We start from the raw sequence: 13002 nt of genomic DNA on the forward strand, positions 1-13002 counted from the left end.
AACCGCGAGGACGGCTCGTCTTGCCGGGTGAAAGCGAAACACCCCATGAAGGCAATGAAGATCATCGGCGGAATCCTGGCAACGATCGTCCTCGCGATCGTCGTGTTCTACCTCGGCTGGCTGCGGCCCCCGGCGCCCGAGAAGGTCTGTGACAACGTCGAGAAGCTGACACTCGCCGAGCTGAAGTCGCAGGGCGTCGAGGCGACTGACGCGATGAAGACCGAGCTGCGCAAGACTTGCGAGAAGCGGGCCGGCACGCCGCCGGAGTTCGGCCGCGGGCCTTGGGTCAAGAAGCTCAAGTGCATGCGCGACGCCGAGACCATGGCTGCGCTCGAGACCTGCGACGGCAAGAAGTAGAGCCGCCCCCTCACTCCCGCGTGATCGTCACGGTTCGAGCCACGGCGACGCCACTCCGACCTGTTCGGGGTCGCGTCGCTCAGCTCGCGAGCCGACGGCGAACCTGTCAAATGATGCGCAGCTTGGCGAAGAACATCTGTGCCCAGTCCGGGATCACGATCCCGAGCGCGTCGAACACCGCGTCTTGAAGACACTCGGGGTTGGGCTTGAAGAAGTTGCCGATCGCCACCCGCGGCTCGTTCGGGTCCGTAGCCAAGACCAGGGCCTGTCCCTCGTTGTTGATCTCACTCGCCTCGACGACACGCTGATCGATATCGACAAAGAAGTACACCGCGCCGAGCGTGGTGTAGTCGCGATCCATCTCCACGACCACCTGCTCCTCGGCGCCGGGGGCCAGGCCGGGCTGGACCAGGGCCCAGTCCCAGTCGACCTCGGCGCACTCGTCCCAGTTACCCTTCTCCGCCCCAAATATGTCAACCCAGAACGAGCTGGCAGCCACGCTCGTGCCGTTGTTCTTGACCGTGATCTCGAAGGTGATCAAGTCGGTCGCGGCGTCGTAGTTGGCGTCGATATCCGAGACGATGAGATCGGGCGCTGCGAGTGCCGTGGCGGGGAGCAGCAGGGTACAGACAGCGATTGTGGAAGCGATTAGCTTGGTGTTCATGGCGCTCTGGAGTGGTTCAGTGGGGAGGTACCTTCACCCCAGGATCCGATCATCAGTTTGTCCCGGCGTGACTCCGGGCCAGGGGCACCCCTCGCCCGAAGTGCGGGGGACGCTCGCCATCGCGCTCGCGCGCGCGCCCACGAGATCAGCCGGCGCTCGACCGAGGTTGGTGTCGACCGCGAGAATCGCGACGCGTGGGAGCGGGCTCCGAGCACACTTTCCTGTGTCCACGGGCGCACGCCGTACGGCGAAACCGAGCAAAAAGCGCAAACGCAAGCTGTTCGGGTTCCGCCGAAGCATGCACGAGCTATTGACGAGGAGTCGTGGTTTTTCTCCGCTTACCCGAGCAAGGAGTGGCACTGTGAACAATCTATATGCGAATGCAAGCGCGTTGCTGATACTGGGCTGGGCGCTGTTGCTCCCGGCGTGTTCTGGACCGGCGCCAGCTGGGCCGAGCCAGGCTATCGGCGTGACCCCGCTGGCGTCTGGCACCTGCTTCTGGCAAGGTGCGAGCGTAGAAGAGGGGGCGTGGCTGGAGTGCGGCCATTGTGTATGGCGATACTGCCAGTGCCAGCCGAACGGCTCATGGGGGAACTGTACCAACGATGAGCCGGACGACGGCGCCTGCGACTGGACAATGCCCGACTGGGACGACCCGGCCTGCTCGGATGGGGGCACCCTCCCCTGCGACTGGACAATGCCCGACTGGACCAATCCCTCGTGCCAAGACACCCCCCCTCCCGGCGGCGGCCAGGCGTGCACGAACTGCCACGCCAACGGAGTGCCTGAAGGCACGCCGCCACCCGAGGATCATGACTGGCTCTGATCGGCGCTCCCTCGAGCACCAATCAGTTTGCGGTCTGGCCAGCGCAACGGAGCATCCGGTCCGGGGTCAGGAACGACGCGGGCATGTAGTAGAGTCACGCGCATGTCGATCGTACGAAGCCTGGGTCCCGAGCCCTTCACCGGCCTCGATGTGGACATCGTCCGTGCCGCCGAACACGGATGCTTCGTGGAGTGGGCAGGCCTGCGCGTCGGCCCACTCGCGGACGAGCACGTCGATAGCGTCAGCATCGATCAGGTGGTCGACACCCTCCGCGCGCAGCTGGCCAAGGAACGAAGGGACGCGCTTCGACAGGCAGGCCCCGGCTGGCGGATCAAGGTGAACATGACCTCGGCGCCGTCGCCGTTGGGCACGACGCGCAGCGCGTTGTGTACCACCGTGCCGTCGGGCAGCGTGACGCGATGGTCGAGCACGCCGAGCTCGTTCACCGGTGTGAAGCGCACGCGGGCGGGGCCGAGAGGTCCACCTCCCGCGACCCACTCGTCGCCATCACGGGTGAGCCCGTCGGCGAGACCGGACGCCCACTGCGGCATGCTCTCGGGATTGGCCGCGAAGCGATAGACCTCGCGCCACGGGCGTTCGATGCTGACGTGCAGGATGCGTGCAGTGGAGGTGCTCATCACGCGCAGGGTGCATACACAGACGGCCGCTGCCAACCCCGCGCTCGCACCAGGGGGTTCTGCCGCGATCGCCGAGGGCGGCTCGGCGCCGGCGCTCGAGGGCTTCGATCGGCCTGATATTGGTCAGTCACTGGCGTCCTGGGCCGTGCGATGCGCGTCGATCTCGCCCATGTGTGTCTCGGCCCACGACTTGAGGCTGCGAACCGTGTGGTGCAGGGACACTCCGAGGTCTGTCAGCTCGTAGGTGACCGTGACCGGTACGGTGGCCGTCACCGTGCGCGTGACGAGGCCATCGCGTTCCAGGGAACGGAGGGTCTGCGTGAGCATCTTCTGGCTGACGCCTGCGATCTGGCGGGTCAGCTCGGAGTGGCGCATCGGGCGTGATCCGTTGGCAGGTGCAGTCTTCGGCGGATGAGATCCACCCAACGCGCACAGGATCAAGGTCACCCACTTTCCAGCGATGCGCTCGAGCAACTTCCGGCTCGGGCACACTGCGAGGAACGCGTCGTACTGCGCTTTGGCTTGTGCTCGTTTCTGTGCTGCTGTCTTGGTTGCCATGCTTCGATCCACGTACCCGGAGGTGCCCAACCCACTTTGAGGTGCCGTCTTCCCTTTCGGGAGTCGCTCGTCATGATGTTGCAAGGAGCCGAGATTCACCCGGCTGGACACGAAAGGTCAACATGAGTACTCCTCCATCATCACTTCCTGGCGGTTCTTGGACGCTCGGGGATCAGCCCGTCACTCGCTTTGGCTACGGTGCGATGCAACTCGCGGGTCCTTGGGCCATGGGGCCACCCGCCGACCCCGACGGTGCGCGCGCGCTTCTCCGTGACGCCGTTGGCCTCGGAATCACGCACATCGACACGAGCGACGCCTATGGCCCACGCTTCACCAATCGGCTGATCCGTGAGGCGCTGCACCCGTACGCAGCTTCACTGCGCATCGTGACCAAGGTCGGCGCGAACCGGGATGCGCAAGGAGGCTGGCCCACCGCTCGGCAGCCCGATCAGCTGCGCCGGCAGATCGACGACAACCTCGAGTCACTCGGGCTCGATGTTCTGGACGTGGTCAATCTCCGGCTCGGCGACGCCGAGGGTCCTCGGGAAGAGTCGCTCGCGGAGCCGTTCGAGGCGCTCGTCGAGTTGCAGGGACAAGGCCTGATTCGACATCTCGGCGTGAGCAACGCGACGGCAGCTCAGGTCGCACAAGCGCAGGCGATCGCGCCGATCGTCTGCGTGCAGAACATGTACAACCTCGCGCACCGCCACGACGACGAGCTCATCGACCGCCTAGCTGACAACGGGGTCGCCTACGTCCCCTTCTTTCCCTTGGGAGGCTTCAACCCCCTCCAGTCCGAGGCACTCCGCAAGGTCGCGTCCCGGCACAACACGACGACCATCGCCATCGCGTTGGCGTGGCTGCTCCAGCGGTCGCCCAACGTGCTATTGATTGCGGGCACTTCGTCGGCAGCGCACCTGCGCGAAAACATTGCTGGCACGCGAATCTCGCTGACCGACCAGGACCTCGCCGATCTCGCGGCGTGCACTTAGCTCGCGCAGCGGCGGCGGGCCGGATGTCCGCGCTCGGGCTCCGGCTCGGGCTCGCTTTCGCACTTTGCTTCTTCCTGCTGGCGACCGCCCGAGCGAGTACGCGCAGATCCCTGCCGCTCAGCGGATCTCTCTGTGCGCTTGCATGCCGAACCGACACCGGTGCGAGCGCGGCCAGTTGCCGGCGGCTCGCGCTGGTGCGTTCGAGCGCTCGCCGGGCGTCGAGCCGACATCGCGCCAGTCGTGTCTGGTTCGCCACCGGAAGTATCAGGGGGTGTTGCGCAGGCCCATATTCGCGCGTGAGATCCACGCTATTGCAAAATTTCGATGCAACATGTTCGAGATCGCAGGTTAGACATATGTCGCTGCGGTGGCACCGCGGGAGAGTCGAGGGTCACTCATTGCTGTGGTGAAGCGCTACCTGATCGTGTAGCATCGAAGTGATTCGAGCCACGCGACGAAACCGATGAGACACCCCCTCTCACATCGCGCAAATCGCTACGTCTGAGGGTGTGGAAAGACCAGACATGCAGCGCAACATCGTACCCCTCACGTTGACCATGACGCTCGGCCTCGCGTGCGGAGCCGACGACACGTCTGCCGACACCGAGTTCTCGGCCGGGGAGCCCGGAGTTAGCTCCGGCTATAGTGAGACCGGCACCGCAGAGGGAAACTCGGCGGATGGCGACGGGGATGGTGGCACGACCGCCGACGGTGGCGACGGAGACGGGGATGGTGACCCCGGCGACGGCGACGGCGACGGCGATGGCGACGGTGATGGTGATGGCGACGGCGATGGTGGCCCCGGCGATGGCGACGGCGATGAGGCTTGTGCGTCGGTGTCGGAGCTCGCCGATTTCGTCGAGGTCCCAGCCGATATCATCTTCATCGTCGACAATTCTGGCAGCATGTCGCAAGAAGCCGAGTTCGTACAGACGGAGATGAACGGCTTCTCGGCGCAGATCGCAGATAGTGGGATTGATCATCACGTCGTTCTGATCTCATCGTATCCAAATAACGGCAACGGGATCTGTCTCGAGCCCCCGCTCGGTGGCGGTGGCTGCCCCAATGACGACGACAACTTGCCCGTGTACCGCCACGTCGACGAGCGCATCGGGAGCAGCAACGCGCTTGCGAAGCTGATTTCAACCCATTCAGACTGGCAGGACTCCATTCGGCCAAACTCAGTCAAGCACATCGTCGTCGTCTCCGACGACGAGTCCAACATGAGCGTCAACGCCTTCAACAACGGGTTTCTGGACCTCGACCCCAGCTACGATCCCTTCGTGTTTCACGCGATCGTCTGCCCCTGGGATTGCCCCGAGGCGGCGGATATCGGTGACATCTACATGGACCTGATCGACCAAACCGGCGGGGTGCTCGGCGATCTATGCGCGCAGGATTTCCAGACCGTATTCGATGAGATCGCGGCCGCGGTGATTCAGGGCGTTCCCTTGTCGTGCCAGTTCCAGATTCCACCGCCGCCGATGGGCATGATGCTCGATCCGGACCTGGTCAACGTCGTCATCGACGACGGCAACAACAACCAAGAAGTGATCCCGCGCGTCGACGACCTCGCCGACTGCGTGAACCACCCCGAGGGCTGGTACTACGACGATCCGCTCGACCCCGTGGAGATTGCCCTGTGTCCGCAGACGTGCATGAAGGCGCAGGGCTACGAGATGGGGGCGATCAGCGTGGAATTCGGGTGCGAGTCGATCAATCCCGGGTGAGCAGCCTGAGGGGTCGCGGCACGCCGTGCGCACGGCTCCACCGCCAGCCATGACCACTGCAGTGGCATCGCGATGGCCGGACCGGCAGGACCGACGCCGAGAGAGCGCTGAGGTCGAGCGCGGTCGGATCGGTCGAGCGACACGAGAGCGACGCCACAGCTGCCCGGACCGGAGCACGGTTCACCCGCACTCGGCGGCTCGTGGCAGGCGCTGGCGCAACGCGAGCACGGCGAGCAACGCGGCGATCGTCTCGCGGGCGCCGACAGCTACCGCGTCGTCATCGCATCTGGGTGGGCTCCCAAGCGGGTGCTGCAGCCACATTTCCCGTGGCCAGGGCGGCTCTGCTACCTTCGCGGCGTGCACCCAGCCTCGCGCAGCCTGATCGGCCGCTGGATCTACGCCGCCAAGCTCGACAGCTGGCCCAAGCTGCTCGTGCCGATGCTGTTCGGCCAGGCGCTCGGCGTCGCGGCGGCGGGCCGCGTGTCGGCGCTCGCGCTCGGGCTTGGGCTCGCGTTCGCGATCTGTGAGCTGCTGTTCATCGTGTTCCTCAACGACTGGGGCGACCGCCGCGTCGATCGGATCAAGCGGCAGATGTTCCCGGACGACTGCTCGCCCAAGACGATCCCCGACGAGATCCTGCCAGCCTCGTCGCTGCTGACGGCCGGGGTGATCGCGGGCCTCGCCGCGGTCGGCGTGGCCGTGGCCGCCGAGCTGCTGCTCGCGCGCCCGAGCTTGGGCTGGGCGGCCCTCGGGCTGCAGTCGATGTTCCTGGCCTACAGCTTCGCGCCGCTGCGGCTCAACTACCGCGGCGGCGGCGAGTGGCTCGAGGGCCTGGGCGTCGGGCTCGCGCTGCCCTGCTTTCACATGTTCATGCAGAGCGGCGCGTCGGTGTGGGTTCGAGAGCTGTGGCTGGTGCCGGGCTTCTTCCTGCTGGCGACCGCCAGCGCGATCGCCAGCGGCCTCGCCGACGAGCAGAGCGACCGTCGCGGCGGCAAGCGGACCTACGCGAGCGAGTACGGCAACCGGGCCGCCCGCGCGCTGATCGAGCGCCTGGTCCTGGCCGCGTGCTTGGTCTGGGCGGTGAGCATGCGGATCAGCGGCGTGATCCCGGGCCCGATCGGCGCGCTCGCGGTGATCGTGATCCTGGTCAACTGGCGGCGGCTGCGAGCGGTCAGCCCCGACGCCAAGACCAACGAGTTCGCGGCCCAGCGGCGCTACAAGCACTTTCTTCACCAGGCCCAGTGGCGCAGCGCCGTGCTGCTCTCGATCGCTCTGATCGGCCTGACCGTGCTCGGGTGGCGTGGCTGATGGGGGTGAGCGCCGATCCGCTCAACCGGGAACTCCACGCGAAGCTGCGGGCCACGAATCAGGCGCTCGAGCGCCGGGCCGGGCCGCTGCGCAGCCTCAACCCCGAGCGAGAGCACGCGACGCCGCTGCTCGAGGTCCACCGACGGGCGCTGGTCGAGCTGGCGGATCGGCCTGGCTGCGACGCGCTCACGCAGAGGCTCGCCGGGCCGGTCGCGCATGGACTGTGCGCGCTGGCCCTGGCCCAGCTCGACGCGTTCCCTGGCAACCTATTTTGGGATCTCGACCTCATCGCGACCTCGATCGTCAGCCAGGCCCGCGCGCTCGAATTTGAAGACGCGATCGCCCACGTCGAGGATCAGTTCCAGCGCATGGCCACGCTCCAGCATCTGTACGGTCAGGCCACCGCGATCAACTTCTCGTACGTGCACGACTTCGTGTACGGGTTCGACTGGGCCAAGTGGGTCGCGCGCGAGCCCTCGCTGCACGCCCGACCACCGACGCCGTTCTCTCCGGAGTTCCTGGCGCACATGCATGCGCGTGGGCTCGAGCTGCTCGAGCTGATCGAGCGAGACGACGGCAAGTACCCCAGCTTGCCCGACGACCAGGCCCGCAACCCGTTCGAGTTCTCGCGTGAGCCCGACGACGAGGTCACCCTCCACCGGGAGCTTGCCCGCCGGGATCTGATCCCGGTGCCGACTTGGGATCCGGACGCCTCGAGCTGCGATTGGGACCTGCGCTGGCGTGTCGCGTTTGCCGTGAGGCGAGTCGAGGTCGCGCACGAGCTCGGGCTGGCGCTGCCGACAACGCCCGACTCGTAGTTCGAGCTCGCGGTCGGGCCCGATCCAGCCTCGAAGGCCATCGGCGCATCCGCGCGCTTGCGGGCGCAGCCTCGCTCGGGCATCACCGAGCGCATGCGTCGCCTGCTCTCGCTCGTCAGCGTCCTGCCCCTGATCGCCGCCTGTGATGGTTCTTCGTCCGCGCCGACCGTCGAGCCCCAGAGCGCCGACAACATGGTGCTCTACCCGAGCGCCGACGAGCTGCTCGTCACGGTGCTCGATGCGATGCGCAGGGGCGACCCCGGGTCGGTCCGGCCGACGATCGCGACCGAAGGCCAGATCGAGTCGATGTGCCACGATTATACGGTCGGGGTCACGCCCTATACGGAGACCAATCTCGACGCCGCGGCGGCGCACTGTCAGGAAGTGTTTGCGCCGATCGACGAGGACACCTTCCTCACCGAGGTCAAGGCGCGGGTCGCCGGCAAGAACGCGCCAATGGACGATGACGGCTTCATCGCCTACTGGGTCGACCGCTGTCCCGACTTGCGGATCTATCAGATCATCAACGTGATAGAGGTCAGCGATGATCCCGAGGCGCCCGTCGCCGGGTTCGAGGTCAGCGACGTGTTCGAGTATCGCGGGCAGTGGGGCCTGATGACGATCCCTCGCTGCCGCGGCGAAGGGGAGTGAGGCCAGCCGTGCACGAATCGCTCGACCGCCTCGAGTTCGTGGCCGGCCGCCATGATACGGGAGCCACGGGCCACATCTGAATATCACGACCACGAGGCGTCAACTCGATTGGCTTGACCCGACCCGCACGCGACGCCCCATTGACGCCGCTACAGGCCGCGTCGACCACGAGCACCAAGCACGTAATGTAGAATTTCGGCGTTTCAGACGGCTCAGTCCAACAAATGCGCGGCGGCTGCGGGCTCAATACGAGCTAAGCTCCACCATGACCGAGCCCAAGAGCGAGAAACCGCCGCTGCGTCCGGCCTATCGCATGTCGGGGATCGCCCGGCCAGTCGATCCGGCCTACGCGACCAACAAGGCTGTGCTGGTGTTGGTGCCGCTGGTGCTGGTGTTTTGGGTGGTGACTTCGTTGCTCGACGGTGTCGCTGTTGGCGAGGCGATGCAGGCCGGGTTCAACGTCACCCTGACGGTGTTCTTGACCTGGGCGCTGACGCGAGAGCTGTCACCCGACGACAACCTGGCGGCGTTTATCGCGGTCGGACTGGCGCTCGCCGTGTGGCCGCGCGTCGGGGCCCAGTCGCTGTTGATCCTGGCGATGGCCTTGCTCGCCGCGCGGTTGCTCAACCGCAGCACCGGCAAGCCGGCGGAGCTCGGCGACTCCGTGATCGCGATGATCGGCTTCGCAGCCGGGACGTGGCTGGTGAGCTGGACGCTGGGTGTGGTCGGCGTGCTCGCGCTCGGCTTCGACGCGCTGCTGCCGGTCCCCGGCGAGCAGCAGCAACGCCGACGTCACCTTGGCTTCGCGGGGGCGCTGGCGCTGGTCGTCGTCGCGCGGATCATCGTCGGCATCGCGCCGCTCGGGCTCCCGGCGCACTCGCCCGTGTTCGCCACGATCGCGGGGCTATGCGCGATCGCGGCTGGGTTGTACCCACGCCCGCGCTCGCTCGGGGACGTCGACGCGCAGCCGCTCTCGCATCTACGGGTGCGCGCGGGTCTGGCCGCTGGGTTGCTCGCGACCGTGTTGGTCAGCATCGACAGCGGGATCAGGCTGCAGTCGGTCGCGTCGCTGTGGGTCTGCATGTTGGCGGTGCCCGTCGGGCTCCCGATTCTGGCGCTGCGCCGCCGCAAGGGCTGAGTCGGTCGCTCCATCGCCCGCGAGCTCGCGCATCCGGTCTGCGCAGCCCCCACTGGCGAGGCGCTCGCCGACGAACACTCGAGCGACTACGATTGGCGCCGATGCTCTCGCCTTGGCAGGCTTTCGCCCTCACGATTGTCGCGCTGTTTCTCAAGATGTTCGCCACCGCGTTCGTGCAAGGGGTCGCGCGGATGAAGTCGAAGACCTTCGCCTACCCCGAGGACGCGGCGGCGTTCGGTGGGACGGCGGGCGCCGCCGATCATCCGCTCGCCGAGCGAGGCCAGCGAGCGCTCCGCAACGATCTCGAGAACATCCCGATGTTCTCGTTCCTCGCGCTCGCCTACGTGCAACTCGGCTGCTGGGAGACAGGCGTGCACGTCTATTTTCCGATCTTCGTGCTCGCTCGGATCGGTCACACGCTGACCTTCCTGCGGCCGACCCAGCCCCTGCGAAACCGCTTCTACCTGGTCGGGGTGTTGGTCTGTCTCGTGCTCTCGGGGCACATCGTCGCGATGGTCTTGGCGGGATGAAGTCGGCGCATGGTTCATCGCGCGGCTCGTCAGCGATCGGGCATGGCTTCGCTGAGCAGCGCCGCGTGCAGCCGCATGCGCTCGGCCTGCGCGGGGCTGAATCGCGGGTCGACGACGAGCGAGGGGTTGGGGGCCATGAGGGTGGCTGCCTGGCCGTCGGTCGTCACCGCGTGATGTAGCCCCAGGTAGTGCCCCAGCTCATGGGCGAGCACGCGGGCCTGCACCTCGACGGACACGGACGTGGGGCCGAGCGAGGCTGCGGTGCACGCTCGACCGCGAAGGAAGATCCCGGCGCCCGGGGCTGCCTGGGCAGGGATTCGCGGGACCAAGCCGTCGAGCAGGGTGTGGGTTCCGAGCTCGGGGTGCACGTGTTCCAGACAGCCGGCGAACACCACGTCGACCACGCCGTCCTCGGGCTCGACGTGGGGCTCGAGCGCGCTCGGGTCACCCTCGAACCAGTGGATCGAATCGGGCAGGGTGTCGTCGTTGGATGAGCCGTCGAGTACGACCCGAACACCCGTCGGGGCGAGCAGGGCAGCGACCTCGGCCAGCAGGGCCTCGGACTCGGCATCCGAGGCCCGCGACGAGAAGGGACCGTGATGAAAACGAAGCGGCACCACCAGCTCGTTGGGTAGCGTGGGCAGCTCACGGACCCACAGACGTACGCTGCTCGCGGGTGCGTCGGCGCTCGGGCGCACACGGCTGAGGGTTCCACAATCGATCTTGCCGAGCCGCAGCCGCGCGGGGCCGGAGCGGGGTTCGGGGGGAGCGTGGACCAGCAGCCCGGCCCCCGCGATCACCGAGAACCGTTCCTCACACGCGGCACACGAGGCGCCGCTCTCCAGCGCGCTGACCCAGGTGCTCGTGTCGTCCTCGAGCCTCGCGACTTGGGCACACCCGTCGACCTCGGCGAACAGCGCGAAGCCTTGCCCAGCGTCGGCGAGCTCGACCGGCAGGGTCAGCAGCTCGTCGTCGTGCGGGGCGTAGGCGAACTCGCCGACGTAGGTCCAGGCCGACGCGTCGGCCTGCGACTCGCTGTCGCCAGCCCCGTCGGACCCGGCAAAGTCGCACCCGGTCGATGTGAGGCTGAGCGCGACGACGCCCAGCACCCGCATCACGCCGTTCATCATCGCAGCTCCGAGGCCGGCACGTAGCGGCCAATCAGCTGACGCAGGGCGCTCGACGGCTCGGTGTGGAAGCGGTCGATGAGGATCGCCGAGCCTTCGGCCGTGGGGTCCGCGGCCAGCCACGCGATGAGCTCACCCCGGACGGCGATGGACGGCGCCGCGTCGAGGCGCTCGGCCGCCCAACCCAGATCGTCGCGACGCGGCGGGCCAATCTCGCGCAGCGTCCTCATGACTGATTTCGCCGCCCCCGGTTCAACCTCGATCTCGAGCGCCGCCTGAAGGTGCGGGCGGGCGTCATCGCCGAGGTGGCGCATCGCCTCGGCGGCCTTGCCCCGGACGCTCGGATCCTCGTCGTGCAGGCTCATGGCCAGCTGCGGCATGAACTCGGGATCGCCGGTGTTTCCCATGGCGGACAGCGCTGCGAGCGTCTGGCCATGGGTCTGCGCGTCCTCGAAGGCGGCGCCGATGCTCTCGCGTGCGAAGCGTTGCGCCGACTCGTCGCCGTTCGCCCCGACCACGCCGAGCGCGAGCAGACCTGCCGTGGCGGCGGTCGGCTGCAAGTCCTCGTAGTACATGTCCAGCAGCCGCTGACCGACCTCGAGGGTCGGTGCGACGGCGGACAGCGCGACCGCAGCCCGGATCCGGTCGTTCGGCCGCGGCGAGTCGACGAGCGAGGTCAGGTGCGCCCGTGCGTGGTCGGTCGCGGCCAGCTCGAGCGCCCAAAAGATCGACGAGCGGGCCACCTCGCCCAGCTCGTCCCCCTCGAGGCGTGCCACCAGATCGTCGGCGAGGCTCGGGTAGGCCGCGATGAGCCCGGCCAGCGATCGTGCCTGGCTCACGGTGAAGGGATCGAGGACCGCCGCCAACGCTTCATAGAGCGCCCGCGCCTCGGCCAGGCTGGCCGGTGCTTTGGGCAGAGCGGGGGTCCCCGCCTCGTGGACGACGAAGGGGTCGGCCACCGCGAGCACCTCGGCCGCGGCGGGTGCCTGGTACTTCGAGTCGTCGCGCACGAGCAGCGAGCGCTGGTCGAGGTCCGCGCGGGTCTCACTGCCCACTCGAATCTGGACCCGCTCGCGCACATCGGAGCGAACGATGCCCTCAGCGTCGAAGCTCGCCCGGGCCGAAGCATGCGGAACCAGGATCTTCATGCCAAACGCCGCGAGCCCGTTGTCGTCGTAATACAGGACCTTGCGTCGGCTGACGGCATTGTCCGTACGTGTGTATTGGGCCCGGTATCGCCCCAGGGTGTCGGTCTGGTCGACCTCCCAGGTGGCGTCGGACTGCAGCACGTGCTCGTGGGTTCGCAGCGCGCCGGCCACGAGGCGCTGGGCGGCGTCCGACCAGTCCTGAGGAAAGCGGAATTCGACGATTCGACACGAGGGCGCGACGTCTATCTCAAACGTATCGCCGAGCGGCTGGTGAATGCGGTCTTCGGGCTGGGCCAGGTTCTGGCGCAGCTCGACCTCGGACAAGGCGATCTGCAAGGAAGCTCGTGCTTCGCTGGCCGCGACCACGTGGGCGCTGACGACCGCCGAGAACTCGTCGGTCTCGGGGTGAAGCGCGCCGTCTTGGCCACGCGCCGACACCGTCGAGCTCAGGTCGTAGGCCACGGTCGAGCCCGGCTCGAACGTGCAGCCAATGGGGCGGCCCCCCGCCTGAGAGGCG

General features: G+C 67.3%; 13 protein-coding genes. 8 read left to right on the forward strand and 5 right to left on the reverse strand.

Features of this window, described 5'->3' with window-relative positions; genetic code table 11:
• The first annotated feature begins 45 nt into the window (after window positions 1–45).
• Entirely contained in the window at window positions 46–357 is a 312-nt protein-coding gene (locus ENSA7_RS35460) for a hypothetical protein (protein ID WP_146158516.1), read from the forward strand.
• Between the two features lie 106 nt (window positions 358–463).
• On the opposite strand, the gene ENSA7_RS35465 is transcribed toward ENSA7_RS35460, so the two are convergent.
• From ENSA7_RS35465 to ENSA7_RS35475, 3 genes are all read right to left on the reverse strand, one after another.
• On the reverse strand, window positions 464–1021 hold the full coding sequence (locus ENSA7_RS35465) for a CARDB domain-containing protein (protein ID WP_106093844.1): 558 nt from the start codon (window positions 1019–1021) through the stop codon (window positions 464–466).
• A gap of 1077 nt (window positions 1022–2098) precedes the next feature.
• Window positions 2099–2485 (reverse strand): SRPBCC family protein, encoded by a 387-nt coding sequence (locus ENSA7_RS35470; RefSeq protein WP_219908115.1) that lies wholly within the window; start codon window positions 2483–2485, stop codon window positions 2099–2101.
• A gap of 123 nt (window positions 2486–2608) precedes the next feature.
• The gene (locus ENSA7_RS35475; protein ID WP_106093845.1) at window positions 2609–3043 is read right to left on the reverse strand and encodes a winged helix-turn-helix transcriptional regulator; all 435 of its coding nucleotides are present in this window, start codon (window positions 3041–3043) and stop codon (window positions 2609–2611) included.
• Between the two features lie 122 nt (window positions 3044–3165).
• On the opposite strand from ENSA7_RS35475, the gene ENSA7_RS35480 reads away from it, so the two are divergent.
• The 7 genes from ENSA7_RS35480 to ENSA7_RS44570 all read left to right on the forward strand — a co-directional run bounded on the left by ENSA7_RS35480 (window position 3166) and on the right by ENSA7_RS44570 (window position 10210).
• Entirely contained in the window at window positions 3166–4035 is an 870-nt protein-coding gene (locus tag ENSA7_RS35480) for an oxidoreductase (protein ID WP_106093846.1), read from the forward strand.
• Between the two features lie 524 nt (window positions 4036–4559).
• Window positions 4560–5765, forward strand: a complete 1206-nt coding sequence (locus ENSA7_RS44560) for a vWA domain-containing protein (protein WP_181234426.1) — start codon at window positions 4560–4562, stop codon at window positions 5763–5765.
• 357 nt (window positions 5766–6122) lie between these two features.
• Window positions 6123–7073 carry a prenyltransferase gene (locus ENSA7_RS35490; RefSeq protein WP_244924017.1) on the forward strand — a complete coding sequence of 317 codons (951 nt, stop codon included), beginning with the start codon at window positions 6123–6125 and terminating at the stop codon, window positions 7071–7073.
• Entirely contained in the window at window positions 7073–7891 is an 819-nt protein-coding gene (locus ENSA7_RS35495) for a hypothetical protein (protein WP_181234427.1), read from the forward strand. Before ENSA7_RS35490 ends, ENSA7_RS35495 begins: the two co-directional genes overlap by 1 nt.
• 57 nt (window positions 7892–7948) lie before the next feature.
• Window positions 7949–8542 (forward strand): hypothetical protein, encoded by a 594-nt coding sequence (locus ENSA7_RS42775; protein WP_146158518.1) that lies wholly within the window; start codon window positions 7949–7951, stop codon window positions 8540–8542.
• A 265-nt stretch (window positions 8543–8807) separates the two neighbouring features.
• Window positions 8808–9680, forward strand: coding sequence for a hypothetical protein (locus ENSA7_RS44565; RefSeq protein WP_181234428.1), 873 nt, complete (start codon window positions 8808–8810; stop codon window positions 9678–9680).
• Between the two features lie 101 nt (window positions 9681–9781).
• Entirely contained in the window at window positions 9782–10210 is a 429-nt protein-coding gene (locus ENSA7_RS44570) for an MAPEG family protein (RefSeq protein WP_181234429.1), read from the forward strand.
• Between the two features lie 29 nt (window positions 10211–10239).
• On the opposite strand, the gene ENSA7_RS35510 is transcribed toward ENSA7_RS44570, so the two are convergent.
• Entirely contained in the window at window positions 10240–11337 is a 1098-nt protein-coding gene (locus ENSA7_RS35510; RefSeq protein WP_106093849.1) for a M10 family metallopeptidase domain-containing protein, read from the reverse strand.
• Window positions 11337–12947, reverse strand: coding sequence for a HEAT repeat domain-containing protein (locus ENSA7_RS35515; RefSeq protein WP_106093850.1), 1611 nt, complete (start codon window positions 12945–12947; stop codon window positions 11337–11339). The genes ENSA7_RS35510 and ENSA7_RS35515 overlap by 1 nt, the downstream gene beginning before the upstream one ends.
• Window positions 12948–13002 lie beyond the last annotated feature (55 nt).

Source organism: Enhygromyxa salina (genome assembly GCF_002994635.1).
In the GTDB taxonomy this organism is placed as follows: Bacteria; Myxococcota_A; Polyangia; order Nannocystales; family Nannocystaceae; genus Plesiocystis; species Plesiocystis salina_B.

Bases quoted from the DNA above. Each gene is read 5' to 3' on its own strand.
- ENSA7_RS44560 (WP_181234426.1), top strand. From the start codon at position 4,560: ATGCAGCGCAACATCGTACCCCTCACGTTGACCATGACGCTCGGCCTC.
- ENSA7_RS35495 (WP_181234427.1), top strand. From the start codon at position 7,073: ATGGGGGTGAGCGCCGATCCGCTCAACCGGGAACTCCACGCGAAGCTG.
- ENSA7_RS35480 (WP_106093846.1), top strand. From the start codon at position 3,166: ATGAGTACTCCTCCATCATCACTTCCTGGCGGTTCTTGGACGCTCGGG.
- ENSA7_RS44565 (WP_181234428.1), top strand. From the start codon at position 8,808: ATGACCGAGCCCAAGAGCGAGAAACCGCCGCTGCGTCCGGCCTATCGC.
- ENSA7_RS35475 (WP_106093845.1), bottom strand. From the start codon at position 3,043: ATGGCAACCAAGACAGCAGCACAGAAACGAGCACAAGCCAAAGCGCAG.
- ENSA7_RS35510 (WP_106093849.1), bottom strand. From the start codon at position 11,337: ATGAACGGCGTGATGCGGGTGCTGGGCGTCGTCGCGCTCAGCCTCACA.
- ENSA7_RS35460 (WP_146158516.1), top strand. From the start codon at position 46: ATGAAGGCAATGAAGATCATCGGCGGAATCCTGGCAACGATCGTCCTC.
- ENSA7_RS35465 (WP_106093844.1), bottom strand. From the start codon at position 1,021: ATGAACACCAAGCTAATCGCTTCCACAATCGCTGTCTGTACCCTGCTG.
- ENSA7_RS44570 (WP_181234429.1), top strand. From the start codon at position 9,782: ATGCTCTCGCCTTGGCAGGCTTTCGCCCTCACGATTGTCGCGCTGTTT.
- ENSA7_RS35470 (WP_219908115.1), bottom strand. From the start codon at position 2,485: ATGAGCACCTCCACTGCACGCATCCTGCACGTCAGCATCGAACGCCCG.